Annotated in this window: 15 protein-coding genes, 1 tRNA gene and 1 other RNA gene; 11 read left to right on the plus strand and 6 right to left on the minus strand. The window is 65.2% G+C overall.

Going from position 1 to position 17,410, the window contains the following annotated elements; genetic code table 11:
- The first annotated feature begins 63 nt into the window (after positions 1 to 63).
- Complete coding sequence (locus AC3WJM_RS19500) at positions 64 to 975, plus strand: oxygenase MpaB family protein (protein WP_284988806.1); 912 nt, start codon at positions 64 to 66, stop codon at positions 973 to 975.
- A 58-nt stretch (positions 976 to 1,033) separates the two neighbouring features.
- Here the strand turns inward: AC3WJM_RS19500 and AC3WJM_RS19505 are convergent, their stop codons facing one another.
- A complete protein-coding gene (locus AC3WJM_RS19505; protein WP_492272720.1) occupies positions 1,034 to 4,513 on the minus strand; it encodes a bifunctional proline dehydrogenase/L-glutamate gamma-semialdehyde dehydrogenase in 3,480 nt (1,159 codons plus the stop codon).
- 125 nt (positions 4,514 to 4,638) lie between these two features.
- Here AC3WJM_RS19505 and AC3WJM_RS19510 point away from each other — a divergent pair, with 125 nt between their 5' ends.
- On the plus strand, positions 4,639 to 5,538 hold the full coding sequence (locus AC3WJM_RS19510; protein WP_059388524.1) for a LysR substrate-binding domain-containing protein: 900 nt from the start codon (positions 4,639 to 4,641) through the stop codon (positions 5,536 to 5,538).
- A gap of 116 nt (positions 5,539 to 5,654) precedes the next feature.
- On the opposite strand, the gene AC3WJM_RS19515 is transcribed toward AC3WJM_RS19510, so the two are convergent.
- A tRNA-Ser gene (locus AC3WJM_RS19515) sits at positions 5,655 to 5,739 on the minus strand.
- Between the two features lie 310 nt (positions 5,740 to 6,049).
- On the opposite strand from AC3WJM_RS19515, the gene AC3WJM_RS19520 reads away from it, so the two are divergent.
- From AC3WJM_RS19520 to recR, 4 genes are all read left to right on the plus strand, one after another.
- Positions 6,050 to 6,373: a YqfO family protein gene (locus AC3WJM_RS19520; protein ID WP_306964166.1), complete on the plus strand. Its 324-nt coding sequence runs from the start codon at positions 6,050 to 6,052 to the stop codon at positions 6,371 to 6,373.
- Between the two features lie 80 nt (positions 6,374 to 6,453).
- An RNA gene (ffs, locus tag AC3WJM_RS19525) (signal recognition particle sRNA small type) lies at positions 6,454 to 6,550 on the plus strand.
- A 33-nt stretch (positions 6,551 to 6,583) separates the two neighbouring features.
- On the plus strand, positions 6,584 to 9,541 hold the full coding sequence (locus AC3WJM_RS19530) for a DNA polymerase III subunit gamma and tau (protein WP_492272721.1): 2,958 nt from the start codon (positions 6,584 to 6,586) through the stop codon (positions 9,539 to 9,541).
- 119 nt (positions 9,542 to 9,660) lie between these two features.
- Complete coding sequence (recR, locus tag AC3WJM_RS19535) at positions 9,661 to 10,260, plus strand: recombination mediator RecR (protein WP_028265726.1); 600 nt, start codon at positions 9,661 to 9,663, stop codon at positions 10,258 to 10,260.
- A 60-nt stretch (positions 10,261 to 10,320) separates the two neighbouring features.
- On the opposite strand, the gene AC3WJM_RS19540 is transcribed toward recR, so the two are convergent.
- Together AC3WJM_RS19540 and AC3WJM_RS19545 are read right to left on the minus strand one after the other, a co-directional pair.
- Positions 10,321 to 11,508, minus strand: a complete 1,188-nt coding sequence (locus tag AC3WJM_RS19540; protein ID WP_284988646.1) for an ABC transporter permease — start codon at positions 11,506 to 11,508, stop codon at positions 10,321 to 10,323.
- Positions 11,505 to 12,461: an ABC transporter ATP-binding protein gene (locus tag AC3WJM_RS19545; protein ID WP_332602473.1), complete on the minus strand. Its 957-nt coding sequence runs from the start codon at positions 12,459 to 12,461 to the stop codon at positions 11,505 to 11,507. Before AC3WJM_RS19545 ends, AC3WJM_RS19540 begins: the two co-directional genes overlap by 4 nt.
- Before the next feature lie 251 nt (positions 12,462 to 12,712).
- Between AC3WJM_RS19545 and AC3WJM_RS19550 the strand changes: the two genes are divergently transcribed.
- Positions 12,713 to 14,059: an aspartate kinase gene (locus tag AC3WJM_RS19550; protein WP_306964159.1), complete on the plus strand. Its 1,347-nt coding sequence runs from the start codon at positions 12,713 to 12,715 to the stop codon at positions 14,057 to 14,059.
- Between the two features lie 114 nt (positions 14,060 to 14,173).
- Here AC3WJM_RS19550 and AC3WJM_RS19555 read toward each other — a convergent pair whose 3' ends face one another.
- Positions 14,174 to 14,353, minus strand: coding sequence for a hypothetical protein (locus AC3WJM_RS19555; protein WP_113990642.1), 180 nt, complete (start codon positions 14,351 to 14,353; stop codon positions 14,174 to 14,176).
- A 155-nt stretch (positions 14,354 to 14,508) separates the two neighbouring features.
- On the minus strand, positions 14,509 to 14,718 hold the full coding sequence (locus AC3WJM_RS19560; RefSeq protein WP_253257261.1) for a hypothetical protein: 210 nt from the start codon (positions 14,716 to 14,718) through the stop codon (positions 14,509 to 14,511).
- Between the two features lie 124 nt (positions 14,719 to 14,842).
- Here AC3WJM_RS19560 and AC3WJM_RS19565 point away from each other — a divergent pair, with 124 nt between their 5' ends.
- Genes AC3WJM_RS19565 through AC3WJM_RS19580 form a run of 4 tightly spaced genes read left to right on the plus strand, consistent with a single transcriptional unit; the run spans position 14,843 to position 17,227 of the window.
- Entirely contained in the window at positions 14,843 to 15,337 is a 495-nt protein-coding gene (locus AC3WJM_RS19565; protein WP_492272722.1) for a MarR family winged helix-turn-helix transcriptional regulator, read from the plus strand.
- Between the two features lie 15 nt (positions 15,338 to 15,352).
- Positions 15,353 to 15,922 carry an SSI family serine proteinase inhibitor gene (locus AC3WJM_RS19570; RefSeq protein ID WP_307052868.1) on the plus strand — a complete coding sequence of 190 codons (570 nt, stop codon included), beginning with the start codon at positions 15,353 to 15,355 and terminating at the stop codon, positions 15,920 to 15,922.
- Positions 15,819 to 16,862, plus strand: a complete 1,044-nt coding sequence (locus AC3WJM_RS19575) for a 3-methyladenine DNA glycosylase (protein WP_492272723.1) — start codon at positions 15,819 to 15,821, stop codon at positions 16,860 to 16,862. The genes AC3WJM_RS19570 and AC3WJM_RS19575 overlap by 104 nt, the downstream gene beginning before the upstream one ends.
- A complete protein-coding gene (locus tag AC3WJM_RS19580) occupies positions 16,859 to 17,227 on the plus strand; it encodes a serine protease inhibitor (protein ID WP_492272724.1) in 369 nt (122 codons plus the stop codon). Before AC3WJM_RS19575 ends, AC3WJM_RS19580 begins: the two co-directional genes overlap by 4 nt.
- Positions 17,228 to 17,410 lie beyond the last annotated feature (183 nt).

Consider the following 17,410-nt stretch of genomic DNA (forward strand, 5'->3'; position numbering starts at 1 on the left):
CCGGTACCGCTGCGTAAACAAGACGGCACCTTGCGCCAGCAGAATGAAGCGCAACAATGGACCATGGTCAACTTCCTGAAGAAGTGGCAAGCGGAACTGCGGATGACTTTTACGGGTCACCCGCAGTCCACGCCTGACTGGGTGCTGCGGCTTGCCGAGGGAAACGACCCCGGGTACCACCTTCCCGGATCGGCCGTCTGGGCCGTCCACGGTTCCATGTCCACGATCATCGCGGGAATCCGGGTGCTGCTCATGCAATCCCTGCATCCCGGCGCTTTGGCGGGAGTGTACGACCATTCAGGCTTCAAAAGGGATCCCCTCGGCCGCCTGGCAAATACCATCCGTTGGATCTTCACGGTGAGCTACGGCTCCATGGACGCAGCCCACACGGCAACCCACTTCGTGCGGCGGGTGCACGATTCCGTCAAGGGCAACTACGTTGACGCCCAGGGCCAAACCCGCGAGTACTCAGCAAACGATCCCGAGCTTCTCCGCTGGGTCCACGTTGCGTACGCGGATTCCTTCGTTGCGGCGCACCGGATCTGGGGCGGGGCGGTCCCCGGCGGCGCCGACGCCTACATCCGCGAATGGGCCCAGGCCGGCCGCCTCATGGGAGTCGAGGACCCTCCCTTGAGCCTCGCGGAAGTGACGGCGGAAATGGACCAGTGGTACGCCTCCGGACATCTCCGCGCGGACGAGCGGCTCAGGGAAACCATCGAATTCATCAGGTACCCCCCGTTGAAAGCGTCGCTGCAACCCGGTTACCGGATTCTGTTCGCCGCGGCCGTCGCCAGCCTGGAGCCCCGATATCGGGAATTGCTGGGGCTGGAAAAAGCCCGTATCGGCCCCATTCCGCTACCGTCGATTCTCGCCGCGCGGGTGGTGCTCGCTGTCGTGCGCCTGACGTTGGGCCGCAGTGGCCCCAGCGAGCAGGCCGCCCGGAAACGATTGCGGCGCCTGGGGTACGAGGCTTAGACGCAGAGGAGCCCGGCGGAACGGTGTGGCCGTTCCGCCGGGCTTCCTTGACGAATCGCTAGATCAGCGCGTCCGACAAGTGGTTCGGAGTGCCGAAGCGGTGCGCCGTGATGCTGATGGCCTGCTCGTGCAGGAACGGCAGCATCTCGATGCGTCCGGCCGGGGTCACCGTGCCGTGGTAGATCGCGACGTCGGGACGGCCGCTGGTCGCTGCGCTCAGCGCGCTGCTGTCCCCGCCGATCAGGCGGATACGGCCGCCGTTGATGCCTGCCGCGGAAGCCAGCCATTCGGCGTCGTTCTGGATGCGGGTGCCCACGCCGAGCCCCGCGAACGCTGCGATGACAGCTTCGGGAAGTTCGACGGCGGAGGACACCGTGAGCGCCGAACCCGCCACTGCACCGGCTGCCACGACGCGAAGCAAGTCCACGAGCTTCCCGCCCTCGGACAAGCGGATGGTCACGGGGATGGCCCGGTACCGGAAGACGTTGCGCTCGGCGCTCAGTCCGGAGACGTCCTTGCGGGTGCCGAATTCCGTGGCCCATGCCTCGGCGTCGCTGAAGAGCGCCTTCTGCAGGGCCTCCGCCTCGCTGGCTTCGACAAGCGAGCCTGCGGCCTTGGCGGCGGCCAGGATCGAAGCGGCCGCACCCTTGAGCGTGGCACCGCGCTTGGCGCGGGGCTCCGTAGGGAGCCAGCTACCCAGCCCCACCAGGTAGTTGGGTCCGCCGGCCTTGGTGCCGGCGCCCACGGCGGACTTCTTCCAGCCGCCGAACGGCTGCCGCTGGACGATTGCGCCCGTGATGCCGCGGTTCACGTAGAGGTTGCCGGCCTGGATGGTCTCCAGCCAGACGCCCATTTCACCGGAATCGAGCGAGTGCAGCCCGGCGGTGAGGCCGTATTCGATCTCGTTCTGGATTGCGATGGCTTCTTCCAAGGTGGACGCCGTCATGACGCCGAGGACCGGGCCGAAGAACTCGGTCAGGTGGAAGTAGGAGCCGCGCTTCACGCCGAACCGGATGCCCGGGGACCACAGACGGCCGGTCTCGTCCAGCTTCTCGGGCTTCACGGCCCAGGTCTCGCCCTCGCCGAGGGTGGTCAGCGCGTTGAGGAGCTTGCCGTTGGCCGGCTCGATGATCGGGCCCATCTGGGTGGTGGCCTCTTCCGGGTAGCCCACCTTGAGCGAGCGGGCGGCATCCACGAGTTGGTTGTGGAAGCGCTCGGACGTGGCTACGGAACCCACCAGGATCACCAGTGAAGCGGCGGAGCACTTCTGCCCTGCGTGCCCGAAAGCGGAGTACACAACGTCCTTGGCGGCAAGATCGAGGTCGGCGTGCGGGGTGACGATGATGGCGTTCTTGCCCGAGGTTTCCGCGAGCAGCGGGAGGTCCTGCCGGAAGGACCGGAAGAGCTCAGCGGTCTCGTAGCCGCCGGTGAGAATCACGCGGTCAACGCTGGGGTGCGAGACCAGCTGGGTGCCCAGCTCGCGTTCTTCGAGCTGCACGAGCGCCAGCACTTCGCGCGGCACGCCGGCCTCCCACAGGGCGTCCACCATGACGGAACCGGAGCGGCGGGCCTGCTTTGCGGGTTTGATCACGACGGCGGATCCCGCCGCGAGTGCCGCCAGCGTGGAGCCCGCGGGAATCGCCACCGGGAAGTTCCACGGCGGGGTCACAACGGTGAGCTTCGCTGGGACGAACCTGGCGCCGTCGACCGTTTCCAGGTCCTTGGCGCGCTCGGCGTAGTAGTGCGCGAAGTCGATTGCTTCGCTGACTTCGGGGTCGCCTTGTTCGATCGTCTTGCCGGTCTCGGAGGCCATAACCTCGAGAAGTTCGGCGCGGCGGGATTCCAGGATGTCGCCTGCGCGGTGCAGGATAGCTGCGCGCTCGGCGGCAGGCATGGCGCCCCAAGTTTTGCCGTGTTCCACTGCGGTGGCAATGATGCGTTCCAGTTCCTGCGGGTCGCTGACCTTGCTGGCTTCAACGATCGCGTTTCCGGCAGTGGAGCCCGGGATGCGGTCGAGGATGGCACGGCCCCAGGCCCGGTTGGCGGGCAGGGCAGGATCGGTGTCCGGAGTGTTGGCGAAGCCCTGGCTTGGCATGGCGGCCGCGGGCTTGTTGCGGTCCTGCGTGCGGTTGGGGGCCGGAACGGCGTCGTCCAATTCTGCGAGGGAGGCGAGGAAGCGCTGCTTCTCACGCTCGAACAGCGATTTGTTTTCGCTGAGTTCGAACACAGCGGACATGAAGTTGTCCTGGCTGGCGCCTTCTTCGAGGCGGCGGATCAGGTAGGCGATGGCAACGTCGAACTCGCCCGGGTGCACCACCGGCGTGTACAACAGGAGGCTGCCGACGTCCTTGCGGACGGCCGTGGCTTGGCCCGTGGCCATACCGAGGAGCATCTCGAACTCAATGCCCGCCGTAACGCCGCGCTCCTTCGCGAGCAGCCACGCAAACGCGATGTCGAAGAGGTTGTGGCCGGCGACGCCGATGCGGACCGCATCGATGTGTCCTGGAGTGAGCGCGTAGTTCAGGACGCGCTTGTAGTTGGTGTCCGAATCCTGCTTGGTGCCCCACGTAGCGAGCGGCCAGCCCTGGATGGACGCCTGGACCTGTTCCATAGGCAGGTTGGCGCCCTTGACGACGCGCACCTTGATCGGAGCGCCGCCATTTGCCCGGCGGGCCGCAGCCCATTCCTGCAGTTCCTGCATGGCCGACAGCGCGTCCGGGAGGTAGGCCTGCAGCACGATGCCGGCCTCAAGGTTCTTGAATTCGGGCTTGTCCAGGATCCGGGTGAACACGGCCATGGTCAGGCTGAGGTCCTTGTATTCCTCCATGTCCAGGTTGATGAACTTGGGCTTGGGGAACGATGCGGCCAGCTCGTAGAGCGGGGTGAGCTTCTCCACCACGTGGTCCACTGCTTCGTCGAAGGCCCACAGCGAGTGCGGGGCCACCGTGGAGGACTCCTTGATGGAGACGTAGTCGACGTCGTCACGGGCCAGGAGCTTGAGGGTCCCCTCGAGCCTGCGGCTGGCTTCGCGTTCGCCCAGGACGGCCTCGCCCAGCAGGTTCACGTTCAGGTGGACGCCGTTCTGCTTGATCTTGGCGATGGCCGGGCCAAGCTTGGCATCGGTGGCGTCCACGATCAGGTGGCCCACCATGTCGCGGAGGACTTTGCGTGCGATCGGGATGACCACCTGCGGCAGGACCGGAGCCATGACGCCGCCGGTGCGCACAGCAGCGCGCATGTACCAAGGCAGGAAGGCCGGGACCTTCGGGGCAAGCTTGGCCAGGTTGCGGCCGGCGACGGACAGATCCTCGGGGCGGATGACGCCGTCGACGAATCCCACCGTGAAGTCCAGGCCGTTCGGATCCTTCAGGACGCCGGCGAGGCGCTGTGCGGAAACGTCAACGGGTACCTTCGAGGCCTCGGTGAGCCAGTGTCGAACCAGTTGGATGGCTTCGTGGGCCAACTCCTGGAGGTGTCCGGATTCCGGGGTGGATTGTGTCCTGGCGTCGATGCTCGAATCCCGGGTTGGTGTGCTCATGCGCTTCATTCCTTTTGGTGCGGAGAGTGCTTTGTTTCCATCAGTATGGATCTACAATCAGATTAGGAAAAGCGATCTTTTCTGAAGAATATTCATTAGATTTCTCGACCCTTCTGGAGAGCCGAATGCTGGATGTCCGCAGGCTGCGCTTGCTGCACGAATTGAAGATCCGCGGAACGCTCGCAGAAGTGGCCGACGCCATGAAGTACAGCCCGTCCTCGGTGTCCCAGCAGTTGACCTTGTTGGAGAAGGAAGCGGGCGTGAAACTGCTGAGAAAATCCGGCCGACGGGTGCAGCTGACGCCGCAGGCCGAGATCCTCGTGGAACATGCGGCCGCTTTGCTGGCCACCCTCGAGCGGGCAGAGACGGATCTCGCGGCGTCCCTCTCCACAGTGACGGGAACAGTGCGGCTCGCCGTGTTCCAAACCGCCGCCCTGGCCCTCATGCCGGACTTCCTCACCATCATGAAGGGCGAGTATCCCGAAGTGCGAGTGGAAATGATCCAGCGCGAACCCGAGACTGCGCTCTATGAAACCTGGGCCCGAGACTTCGACATCGTGGTGGCCGAGCAATACCCAGGGCACGCAGCACCACACCACCCCGGCCTGGACCGCGCAACCCTGACCAGCGACGCCATCAGGCTGGCCACTCCCCCGATTGGCCTCGGTGGCGAGTCGATTTCCTCGCTCGCGGATACGGCTCCCCTGCCATGGGTCATGGAACCGCATGGTGCGGCGTCCCGGCACTGGGCAGAACAAGCATGCCGCTCCGCTGGCTTCGAGCCCGACGTCCGGTACGAAACCGCCGACCTCCAAGCGCAAATCCGGCTCATCGAGTCCGGCAATGCCGTGGCCCTCATGCCGGACCTCGTCTGGACGGGCCGGACCACTCCGGTCCAACTGCTGGACCTCCCCGGGCTCCCCAAGCGGACAGTCTTCACGTCGACGCGCACCGCCGGCCGGATCCACCCCGCAATCCTGGCATGCCGGGAAGTCCTCGAACGGGTGGCCGCGGAACGGGCGTAGGGCCGGGGTTGATTGGCCGGCGCCGTCGGATTCTGCACGGATAATTCCGCTCGCGCCCACAATCCGAATAGAGCCAAAACGCAAAAAGGCCCCGGTCCAAGGACCGGGGCCAAACGCGGAGAATGGGGGATTTGAACCCCCGAGGGCGTTAACCCAACACGCGTTCCAGGCGTGCGCCATAGGCCGCTAGGCGAATTCTCCATGCTTCTGAATCAAAAGCAGACTCCACTGTACCCGAGAATTTCGGCATCGCCCAATCGGGACATTCATGGTGTCGAGCGGGCCCTCCGTGCGCTTAAACGTAAAAATGGACGCCCCCAATGCGTCCATTCCTCCGGCACTCCGTTGAGCTGCTGGGTCCAGCCCCTGAAACCAGGCCCTGCGGCTCACAATCTTGAGATTGCCCCAATCGGTGTACATACCAATAGTCCGCTGGGTTCAGCGGTTTGGCAATGGAGATTGGAAACCATCCTTTGACCTGTTTTTGAGCGGCCGCTGGGAGGATGGTGGAATGAGCCAACTGCACGCCCTCGTTGTCTACGTCCCGGTATCCCATAGCGAGAGCTTGCTGGCCGCGATCGGTGATGCCGGGGCCGGCAGAATCGGCGACTATTCGCATTGCTCATTCACCACTCCGGGCACCGGACGCTTCACCCCCATGCCAGGGGCACAACCGTTCATCGGCGCCGTGGGGCAAGGCGAAACGGTGCCGGAAATCCGGGTCGAGTGCGTGGTTGAGACAGACTTGCTCGACGCCGTAGTGCAGGCCCTGCGCTCAGCCCACCCTTATGAGGAGCCCGCGTTCATGACGTGGCCCGTGAACGGCTGGCGCTAACTGGACATGTCCATCTTTTGGCTCTCACAAGGCACATGTCCGCAAATTCGGAGGGCTCGAAAACTTCGGGTAAGCTTGTCGACGGCCCCTCATGTGGCGTCATCCTGTTGAACTCCCCCAGGACCGGAAGGTAGCAAGGGTAGATGGGCTCTGGCGGGTGCATGAGGGGTCTCTTATTTAAATGTCAGTCCCTATAGGTAGGTTTCCCCTGTGACTGTTACTACTGCGCTTTACCGCAGATATCGCCCCGATTCTTTCGCGGACGTTATCGGGCAGGAACACGTCACCGAACCGCTCATGACGGCCCTGCGCAAAAACCGGGTCAACCACGCCTACCTCTTCTCCGGCCCCCGCGGCTGCGGAAAAACCACGTCCGCCCGCATCCTCGCCCGCTGCCTCAATTGCGCCGAAGGCCCCACGGACACTCCTTGTGGCAAATGCAACAGCTGCATTGAGCTGGCCCGCGGCGGCTCCGGCTCCCTCGACGTGATCGAGATCGACGCTGCCAGCCACGGTGGCGTGGACGATGCCCGGGATCTCCGCGAACGCGCCACCTTCGCCCCGGTCCGGGACCGCTACAAGATCTTCATCATTGACGAAGCCCACATGGTCACCTCGGCCGGCTTCAATGCGCTGCTTAAGATCGTCGAAGAGCCGCCGGAACACATCAAATTCATCTTCGCCACCACGGAGCCGGACAAGGTCATCGGCACCATCCGCTCCCGTACGCACCACTACCCCTTCCGGCTGGTGCCGCCCGAGCCGTTGATGCAGTACCTCGAGCTTCTCTGCCAACAGGAAAACGTGCCGGTGGCTCCCGGCGTGCTTTCCCTCGTGATCCGGGCTGGCGGCGGTTCGGTGCGCGACTCGCTCTCCGTACTGGACCAACTCATGGCCGGCGCCGGACCCAACGGCCTGGACTACGAACTCGCCGTCGCATTGCTTGGATACACCCACGCTTCACTGCTGGACGACGTCGTCGAGGCGATCGCCGCGTCAGACTCCGCCACGGTTTTCCGTGCCGTGGACCGTGTCATCCAAACGGGGCATGATCCCCGCCGCTTCGTCGAAGACTTGCTGGAGCGGTTCCGCGACCTCATCATCGTCCAAGCCATGCCGGAAAGCGCCCAAGCCATCCTCCGCGGCATGCCTGCGGACCAGATAGCCCGGATGCGCAGCCAGGCAAACAACCTCGGTGCAGCCGAGCTATCCCGTGCCGCCGATGTGACCAATACCGCGCTCACTGAGATGACCGGCGCCACTTCGCCGCGTCTGCACCTCGAACTGCTCTGCGCCCGGATCCTACTGCCCAGTTCCGAGCAGACCGAACGCGGGATCGCGGCCCGGATCGACCGCGTCGAACGCCGTCTCAACTACGGCGGGGCACTTCCCCCCGCGGAAGCCCAGACGCCGCCGGCAGATGTTGCGGCTCCTTCCACTTCCGCCGTGCCAACTGCGCGCCCAGCGGAACAACCAGTGGAACGCCCGACGGCGGACGCCAGTCCCGCTCCCGCCTCACCAGCGCTCCACTCACCAACGCCCGGGGCAGCCGCGTCCGGGCTGGCCGCGCCCTTGTCAGCCACGTTCGCCGAGGCTCCGGCCCCCGGCCGTTCGCCTGCCTCCGGGGAACCGTCCAGGGAACAACTGACGCCGCCACGGGTGTCCACTACTGACTGGCCCGTGGACGAATCCAGGCAGCAGGCCAGCCGCCCCGCTCCCGAGCCAGCCGACCAAGCTCCAGCTCAAACGCCCTCGCCGGCCCAGGCTCCGGCGTCACCCCCCGTACAACCGCCGGCGCCCGCGGAGGCGCCCGCCCCGCAGCCAGCGCCCGCTCAGGCGCCTCGCCCCGCTGCCGGTGGTGGCGATGTAGAGGTCATCCGGCGGGCTTGGCCCGAAATCCTCCAGACGCTGACCAAGATCAAGCGCAGCAGCTGGGCGTTGGTCGGAGCAAACGCGCAGGTGGCACAGTTCGACGGTCAACTTCTCACTCTTGCATTCAGCACTGACGGCCTTGCGAGCGCCTTCAGCCGCGCAGACCATGCCGAGAACCTTCGCCAGGCCATCCACAAGACGATCGGCATCGACTGCCAGATCACTTCGGTCGTCGGAGGCAACAGCTCAGGTAGCTCTGAACCAAACCCAAAAGCACCGGCTGACCCGGCGCCCCCTGTAGGGGGTGGCGGCTCCCCGGCTGTATCGTCCGCCGTGGACAGCGCGTGGGGACTTGCCCCTGCGGCCCAAAGCCCTGCCGCACCGGAAGCGGACAAACCCGAGGCGGCCCCGGCATCCGGGGCCGCTCCGAGCCAGGCCGTTTCCGCGGCTCCGGATCCGGCCCCAGCAGCCACCCGGGTGTCGTCCGCCGCAGAAGCTGCCTCGTCCCCAACGGCACCGGCAGACCTTGCCGCGGACTACTCGTATTCGGACGATGATTGGGGCCCCCCTCGGGACGAGGACGCTCCCCCGCTGGACGAAGAACCGCCCATGGATTGGGAGCCGTCGTCGTCCCCGGGCTTCACCGGCATGCCCACGGCGGGCCCCCGCGCCCCGGCCGCTACGCCACGCACTGATTCCCCAGCCCCCACGAACAAGCGCTCCACCCAAGCATCTCCGGAGAAAGCACCTTCGGGGAAAAAATCGAAGACCCCGGAAGATCCATGGTCCAGGGCTGTAGAGCACGCGCCGGGTTCGTGGGTGGTCGGCACCGAGTCCAACGTTGGTTCGGCGGCTTCGGGCACCTCCGCCAACCCTGATAGCCCGGCCACTTCGCCCTCGCCGGCCACGCCGAGCCCCGTCTATGAACCTGCCGCCGCGCAGGTTCCAAACCAGCCGCAGGCGTCAGTGCCGGCACTGAGCACCGAGCCGGCCGCCGAACCCGCGCGTTCGGCCGTAACACTCGCGCAAGCCCCTGCCCCTGCAACAGGGTCGGCGCCTTCGGGAAGCGGGAAGCAGAGCCTTTACCAACGGCTTTCGAACAGCCCCGAAGCGATGGCCGGCCGCGAGAAAGCACCTGCACGGGCCGCCGTCGCTCCCGGCACCGTAGTGGAAGACATCCCGAGTGCCGACGATGAAACCATCGAGGAATCGGGAGTCTTTGGACGGGCCGCGGTCGAGCGTATTCTGGGCGGAAAGCTACTGGAAGAACGGTCGCTGGACAGCATGCGTCGCTAACAAACGGACACCGTCACCACACCCTGCGCGCGAGAGCCCCGCCGGCGCCACAAAGGGTGCCACCAAACCGCGACGCCGCCGAACGGCAAAGGCGTCGACACCGAACGAACGAGGACATAGTGTACGAAGGCGCAGTACAAGAGCTGATCGACGAGCTCGGCCGGCTTCCCGGCGTCGGGCCGAAGTCGGCGCAGCGCCTGGCCTTCCACATCCTCGAGGCCGATCCCGAGGACATGAAGCGGTTGGTCGCGGCCATCACCACCGTCAAGGAACGGGTGAAGTTCTGCACCGTCTGCGGCAACGTCACCGAGCAGGAGCTGTGCAACATCTGCCGCGATCCGCGACGCGACCCCTCGGTGATCTGCGTGGTCGAAGAATCCAAGGATGTCCTGGCTGTGGAACGCACACGGTCCTTCCGCGGCCGGTACCACGTCCTCGGCGGCGCCATCAATCCGATCGCAGGTATCGGGCCTGAGCAGCTCCGTATCCGCGAGCTGCTGACACGGCTCAACGACGGCGCCATCCAGGAAATCATCATCGCGACCGACCCCAACCTCGAAGGCGAAGCGACGGCCACCTACCTGGCCCGCATGCTGAAGTCGATCGGCATCACCGTCACCAGGCTTGCTTCCGGCCTCCCGGTGGGCGGAGACCTGGAGTATGCGGACGAAGTCACCCTCGGTAGGGCCTTCGAGGGCCGCCGCAACGCCCTCATGTAGGCGGCTCGCTTCCAGGAACACCCCCGACGCCGTTGCGGACCCCTAAGCGAGCCGCCCGGTTTAAGCGATCCGCGTCCCGCTGGCCAGCCGGCCTGCTGGCGTCCGCAGCGAACGCCAACCGAGCCACATGAGCAGCCCCGCCAGGACCAATTGCAGGCCGAGTCCCAGTGGCCACAAAGGCGTTGTCTGCTTGAGGTACTGCGGCTGCGGCACGCCGTTTGCACATAGGTAGGAGTGCTCCGGCCCGGCGAGCGCGGACCTGGCACCCTGGCTGATGCCCTCGATCATCCCGACCGAGTAGAACGCCGTCCCGCTCCGGTCCGGATACGGAATGGCGTCGGCCACCACCACGTAGGGATTCAACGCGAGCATCCACGCAACGCGTTCGGTCCGGACGGCCGGGTGCTCCACCAAGGGCCCCTCGCAGGTATATGCCGGCTGCGCTGGTTCCGTCGGCTGCTGATTCGGCTGCACCGGCGCATACAAAACGCCACGGCCAACTGGAGAGTTGGCCAATACCGTGCCCTGCGCCAGTTGCGATCCCAGTCCGAAGGAAATCAACGAGCCGACCACCAGCGCCGCGACTACCAAGTAGGTCACCACGATCGAGAACAGTGGCCGCCCGGCAAGCGCCGAAATCCCCACTCCGATCCCGCACACAACGGCCAGTTCTACCGCCAGCATCAACAAGGAAACCACCACGTGCCCCGGGGTCAGGCCGCCTTGGAACATTCCGAAGACAAGGAACGGGGCGCTTGTCGCCAGGAAGGCGAGCGCCGCGAGCCATCCGGCGCAGAACTTGCCCCAGAGAATCTGGCCAGGAGTCAGCAAGGTGATCTGAAGGATGGCGAGTGTGCCCCCGGCCCGGTCTCCATTGATGGCATTGGCGGACAGCGCAGGTGCCACAAGCAGGGCAAAGAGGAGCACGAAGGCCAGCACGACCTCGAAGATCATGGACCCGGCTCCGTCCTGGGGCGCCAGTGCGGACGGCGGCATCGTGGAACGCCGCGCTTCCATGCTCGCGTTCCAGGCGAGCCACGTCAGCCACGTCACTACCGCGATGACAAAAAACCAGATGCCCAACATGATGTACCAGCCGCGCGAGCGCAACCGTTGTTTCATCTCAAGGACCACGACGTCGCGTATCCCGCCAAGGTAGCCGACGACGGCGCTCCAGCCTCCCGTAGCTCCCTGCGGTCCCGCCGGAGGTCCCGCTGAAACAGGCACGGATTCACTCACGTCGCTCATGGCCTCTCCGTATCCAGGTTCATGTACGTCTCTTCCAACGCACCGGCTGCAGGGGCGAAGGAAACTACTCTGATGCCGGACCGGACGAGTTCGCCCAAGAGGGCGGCAGCGCCGTCGTCGTGCGTCAACAGCAAGGTGACCGACGGGCGGCGGCCCGCTTCCACCCGGTGTTCGAGCCCGAGTTCGCTGAGCTTTGCGGTGAGGGCCGCATTGTCGAGGGTTGTGATCGCGTAGCGCCGGCCCTGCAGGGCCGCCTCCTCAAGGGTCTGCTGTTTCACGGTCCGGCCCTGGCTGACGAACACCGCTCCGTCCGCGATTTCATCGAGCTCACTGAGTACGTGGGAGGAAACCACCACGGCTTTCCCTTCCCCGGCCAGGCGGCGCAGCAGGTTTCGGAGCTCCACCCGGGATCCCGGGTCGAGGCCGGACGCTGGCTCGTCGAGCAGAAGCACGGACGGATCGTGGATGAGGGCCCGGGCCAGGCTGAGCCGTTGTTGCTGGCCCCTTGAGAGGACCCGGGCGGGCTGGTCGGCAAGGGTGTCCAGCCGGACAAGTTCGAGCAAGCCGGCAACACGCTGGGCGATGCCTGCCCTGGGCAGGCGGTAGAAGCGCGCCATCTGGACCAGGATTTCGCGTGCAGTCAAGGACTCCCACACCCCCAGGGTGTCCGGCATCCAACCGATCCGAAGCCGCGCGGCCGCGCTGTGGTGCAAGGGATCCAAGCCGTTGATCCGAATGGTCCCGGAGTCGGGCCGCAGAAGCGAGGCAAGCATGAGAAGGAGCGTCGTTTTGCCTGCGCCATTGGGCCCAATGAGCGCCGTGACCTTCCCTGGCGGGGCGTGGAAATCGATGTGCTCGACGGCGTGAACCGTGCCAAAGCGGCGTGAGACGCCTTCCGCGGATACTCCCGGGGCGTCACCAACCGGGACTCTTGAACTTTCAGCTATGGACATGCTCTACTCACCTGTTTCCCCCAAACAGAACAAGTACGCTTCAACTCCCGTGAGCCCACATGCCCGCAGGCTGCGTATTTCTTGATCGTACGCCAAGCCGAAACCGCTCGGCGTGCACCCAAGGGCCGAGATTTGGTCACAATTCCCCCGCCCGCCGCGCCCGGCGATAAACTGGCCACATAAGCCACGTAGCCGTGCCGCTACCTGGCCACGCAACGTATGATCCCCAATTGAGCAGTGAGGGTGCGCGCATGAGTTTGCCCACTACCGATGTGAAAACCGAAGACCTGACCGCGCAGCCTGCCAAGACCAAGCAGCTGATCGTGCAGAAGTTCGGCGGCTCCTCGGTGTCCGATGCAGAAGGCATCAAGCGTGTTGCCCGCCGCGTTGTTGACGCACAAAAGGCCGGCAACGAGGTTGTCGTAGTGGTTTCCGCCATGGGAGACACCACGGACGAGCTCCTGGACCTCGCCGCCCAAGTCACCGATTCTGCTCCCGCCCGTGAGATGGACATGCTCCTCTCCGCAGGCGAGCGCATCTCCATGGCCCTGCTCGCCATGGCCATCAACAAGTTCGGTGCCTCCGCCCAGTCGTTCACCGGCTCGCAGGCCGGCATGATCACGGACGGCATCCACGGGAAGGCGCGCATCATCGACGTCGACCCCCACCGCATCCGCACCGCTTTGGACAAGGGACACATCGCCATCGTGGCCGGTTTCCAGGGCATGACCCGGAGCACGCGGGAGATCACTACCCTTGGCCGCGGCGGATCCGATACCACTGCGGTGGCCCTCGCAGCCGCGCTCGAAGCAGACGTCTGCGAAATCTACACGGACGTCGACGGCATCTACACCGCGGACCCCCGCGTGGTCTCCACTGCCACGAAGATCGACCGTATTTCCAGCGAGGAAATGCTGGAACTGGCAGCTTCCGGCGCCAAGATCCTGCACTTGCGTTGCGTGGAATACGCCCGCCGATTCGGCGTGCCCCTGCACGTCCGGTCCTCATTCAGCCAGAACGAAGGCACCTGGGTCCTGCCCAGCGCCGATGACAAGATCACGATTCAAGAGGGAGTTGCCTTGGAGCAGCCAATCATCTCCGGTGTTGCACACGACCGTTCAGAAGCCAAGGTCACCGTGGTCGGCGTCCCGGACATCCCCGGCAAGGCCGCCGCGATTTTCCAGGTCATCGCCAAAGCACATTCGAACATCGACATGATCGTCCAGAACGTGTCCACGCACGGTACCGGCCGCACGGACATTTCCTTCACCCTGCCCATCGTGGAAGGCGCCGACGCCCTCACCGCCCTCCGTGCTGCGCAGCCTGAAATCGGCTTCGAGAGCATCGAATACAACGAGAACGTCGGCAAGCTTTCGCTGATCGGCGCCGGCATGCGTTCGCACCCGGGCGTCTCCGCCACCTTCTTCAAGGCGCTCTCCGACGCGGGCATCAACATCAACATGATTTCCACCTCGGAGATCCGCATCTCCGTGGTCACGCACGCCGATCTGCTGGATGACGCCGTGCGTGCCATCCACAAGGCGTTCGAGCTCGACGGCGACGCCGAGGCAACCGTCTATGGTGGCACCGGCCGCTAGACGAACTCCGCCGTCGGGCACCCGCCGTCGGAATCTGCAGTACTTAACGTGAAAGAACCGGAGCTTGTGCTCCGGTTCTTTTGCTTTCCTGCGGCTTTGGAGCCGCGAGCGGCTTCAGGCGCCTTCCTTGCGGACTCCGTAGTGGTGGCCCTGGTCGTCCGTTTCGACGACGAAATGCCCCAGGTCTTCTTCCGACGCCGTCTCGAAGTCGTCATGCTTGTGGACTACGGGCGCATCAATGTCGCCCCGGGTTGCCGGGCCGAACCAGAAACGCAGTCGATCGGTTACCCTCATGAAACTATCGAGTGCATGTCCCACAATTGCCACCTCCTTCCCCGCTGCGAGGTCCAGCCGTACGGTTGGAGCTGAGTGGTCCAGTGAGGCCAATTTTACGCCCGGAACCCGCAAAAGGCCCGGGGTCGGCGTCGATCGCTGAGAGCGAGAAGCCCCTAGCGAAGGGACTTGTCGTCCGGGTTCTTGGGGACCACGTAGGTGCTGCCGTCCGGCCGGCGGACGGTCTCCCATTGCTGCGCTTCGGCCTGGCGCCGCACGAGGAGACGCTTGTTCTCCTCGGTCATTTCATGATCCAGGGAACTGCTGTGCGCCGGTCCGAAAATGATCCGAAGCTTGCCAGTTGCGCGCATGAATCTCTGGGTCATGGTCTCTTTGGCCACCGGGTCTACCCTCTCTCAAAAGGATGTTGTGGTTTAAGAGTACACTAACAATTAGTGCACTAACTATTGGCCGGCGAAGTCCGGTCATCGACACGGAACGGAGCAAGCCATGGCCGCACCCATTGCCCCCGAAACCGCCGCCCCGCCTGAAGACGACCTTCTACTCGAGCGCCAATTGTGCTTCGCCCTGACCGTGGCGTCGCGGAGCGTGGTGGGCGTCTACAAGCCGGTACTTGAAAAGATGGGGCTGACCCATCCCCAGTACCTCGTGATGCTCGCCCTATGGGAACGCAGTCCGCGCACGCTCAAGGACATCAGTGAGGCACTCCAGCACGAGCCTGCCACCCTTTCGCCCATCCTGCGCCGGCTCGAAGAAGCAGGATTCGTCACCCGCAACCGCATCCACGGAAACGAACGGGCACTTGCCATCACCTTGACGGAAGCCGGCTCCGCCCTCAGGCAACAGGCGACGGCCGTGCCGGGAACCATCATGGAGCGGCTCCAACTCACGCGGGCCGAAGTAGCGGAACTGCACCGTGCAATGACCGGGCTCATCGCGGCCACGCAACACCCCACTGCCGGTGCGGGCGATAAACTGGCATAAATCAAGGAGAACCCCATGCGCCTGCGAATAGTCCGGTCTGTGTTGGCCGTCGTCGCCGTCGCCGGTCTTGCCGCCTGCACGCCCGGCCCCGGGGGCGGTTCGCCCAGCAGTTCGGCGCCTGGTAGCAGCACGTCATCCCCGCCGTCGAGCAGCCCTACCGGGCTTTTGCCCGACGAAACGGCGTCTCCCAGCGGCAAACCGACTCCTTCGATCTCCCCCACGGCGCCCGGCTCTCCCGGCTCCGCAGAGGCCGAGCTTTCCATCATCGTCAAGCTCTCCGCTTCGGCAGCCCCTGAAAGCTACACGCTCGTCTGCACCGGCGGCGTCCCCTCCGCGGAAAGCCACCACCCCACCGCAGCCGCAGCATGCGCCGCCCTGAAAAAGAACCCCGCCCTTCTCACGCGCACGCCGCGCTCCAGCGACCAGGTCTGCGACCAGCGTTACGGCGGACCCCAGACGGCAATAGTCACCGGGGCCGTTGATGGCGTGGGCGTCGAGTCCTCCTACAAGCTCACGGACGGCTGCGAAATTGCCGCGTGGGCCGCCGTCGCCGACATCCTTGGTTCAAGCGGTGCCGGAGCTTAAGTACAAGCACCTCCCGCAAGAGGAATGGCTCGCGCTGGAGGCTGCCCACCACGCCCGTGTCGAACGCTATGCCAAGCCCTACTTGGCCCGGCGCTCCGCAGGCGAGAAACATCCCGTCGAAGACTTCCTCTTCACGTACTACACCCAGAAGCCCGGCCAGCTGCTGCGCTGGCACCCGGGCGACGGCGCCGTCCTCTCCGGCCCCAAAGCCGCTGAGCGGGCCGGGTGGAAGTACTACCGAGTGCTCGACGACGGCGCGCTGGCGGCCGCGGGGCTGCCCGCCGGTACCGTTGCCGTCACCTTCGATCGCAGCCGCTTCGTGGCCGACCGCACCGAAGCCATCCGCTTCGCCGGCATCATCCTTGCCGGAACCGTAGCGCGGCCCGCCCAGTTTGGTTGCTTCGGACTCCACGAGTGGGCCATGGTCTACCGCCAGGACAAGTTCGATCTTCGCCACGAATACCTCAAGCTGCGCCTCGGCTCAGAAGGCACTGACACCGTGGTGGAAGACAACCGGATCCGCTGCTCGCACTTCGACGCCTTCCGTTTCTACACGCCGGACGCCATTCCGCTCAACGAACTCACCCCGACACGGGACAACCAGCGCACCATTGAGCAACCGGGCTGCCTGCACGCCAACATGGACCTCTACAAATGGGCGTACAAACTGACGCCGGCCTTACCGAGCGAGTTGGTGATGGACTGTTTCGAACTGTCCTGGCGGATCCGCGCCATGGACATGCAGGCCTCGCCCTACGACCTTGAAGAGTGGGGATACCCGGCCATCAGGATCGAGACACCACAAGGCAAGGCCGAGTACGTTGAGTATCAGAGGGCGTTCGCTGCCGAGGCCCAAGCGCTCCGTGCGCGGGTCCTCGACCACGTGCGGCCGCTCCTGGATCTCCTAGTACAAACACCGTCTCACGAAGGACAGCGATGACTTCAAGCACAAAGTACGACGTCGAGCTCACCATCACGCTGACGGAGGCACCAGGCGCCGCGGACTACGAGTTCGTCCTGCTCGGCTCGGGCGGCGAAGTCTCCGAAGGCTCGACCCTTCCGGACCCCCGGGCGGCGCTTGCCGCCGTCGAACAGTTCGGCGAGGAGATCTTCTTTCCCTTGCCCCGGCCGGACCGCATATGCACCCAGCAATACGGTGGTCCACAAGTGGCCTTGGTGACCGGCCGGTTCCGCGGGCGCGAGGTCAGCAGCCGCTTCAGCCGGACGGACGGCTGCGAGATCGCCCGTTGGCGCACCATGGCCGCCCTCCTCGGCGGCGTGGCAGGATCCACGGGAAACATCTAACACCCGACCCGACGCCCGCTCACAAACAACCGTCCCGAGCCGGACGCCCGCTCACAAACAACCGTCCCGAGCCGGACGCCCGCTCACAAACAACCGTCCCGAGCCGGACGCCCGCTCACAAACAACCGTCCCGAGCCGGACGCCCGCTCACAAACAACCGTCCCGAGCCGGACGCCCGCTCAC

Source organism: Arthrobacter sp. FW306-1B-G06A, from assembly GCF_058781765.1.

What these genes read in the sequence shown, in the direction of transcription:
- AC3WJM_RS19545 (WP_332602473.1), bottom strand. Translation starts at nt 12,461, where the DNA reads ATGTCCATAGCTGAAAGTTCAAGAGTCCCGGTTGGTGACGCCCCGGGA.
- AC3WJM_RS19580 (WP_492272724.1), top strand. Translation starts at nt 16,859, where the DNA reads ATGACTTCAAGCACAAAGTACGACGTCGAGCTCACCATCACGCTGACG.
- AC3WJM_RS19510 (WP_059388524.1), top strand. Translation starts at nt 4,639, where the DNA reads ATGCTGGATGTCCGCAGGCTGCGCTTGCTGCACGAATTGAAGATCCGC.
- AC3WJM_RS19500 (WP_284988806.1), top strand. Translation starts at nt 64, where the DNA reads ATGGTCAACTTCCTGAAGAAGTGGCAAGCGGAACTGCGGATGACTTTT.
- AC3WJM_RS19555 (WP_113990642.1), bottom strand. Translation starts at nt 14,353, where the DNA reads ATGAGGGTAACCGATCGACTGCGTTTCTGGTTCGGCCCGGCAACCCGG.
- AC3WJM_RS19550 (WP_306964159.1), top strand. Translation starts at nt 12,713, where the DNA reads ATGAGTTTGCCCACTACCGATGTGAAAACCGAAGACCTGACCGCGCAG.
- AC3WJM_RS19575 (WP_492272723.1), top strand. Translation starts at nt 15,819, where the DNA reads ATGGCGTGGGCGTCGAGTCCTCCTACAAGCTCACGGACGGCTGCGAAA.
- AC3WJM_RS19540 (WP_284988646.1), bottom strand. Translation starts at nt 11,508, where the DNA reads ATGAGCGACGTGAGTGAATCCGTGCCTGTTTCAGCGGGACCTCCGGCG.
- AC3WJM_RS19565 (WP_492272722.1), top strand. Translation starts at nt 14,843, where the DNA reads ATGGCCGCACCCATTGCCCCCGAAACCGCCGCCCCGCCTGAAGACGAC.
- AC3WJM_RS19560 (WP_253257261.1), bottom strand. Translation starts at nt 14,718, where the DNA reads ATGACCCAGAGATTCATGCGCGCAACTGGCAAGCTTCGGATCATTTTC.
- AC3WJM_RS19570 (WP_307052868.1), top strand. Translation starts at nt 15,353, where the DNA reads ATGCGCCTGCGAATAGTCCGGTCTGTGTTGGCCGTCGTCGCCGTCGCC.
- AC3WJM_RS19520 (WP_306964166.1), top strand. Translation starts at nt 6,050, where the DNA reads ATGAGCCAACTGCACGCCCTCGTTGTCTACGTCCCGGTATCCCATAGC.
- AC3WJM_RS19505 (WP_492272720.1), bottom strand. Translation starts at nt 4,513, where the DNA reads ATGAGCACACCAACCCGGGATTCGAGCATCGACGCCAGGACACAATCC.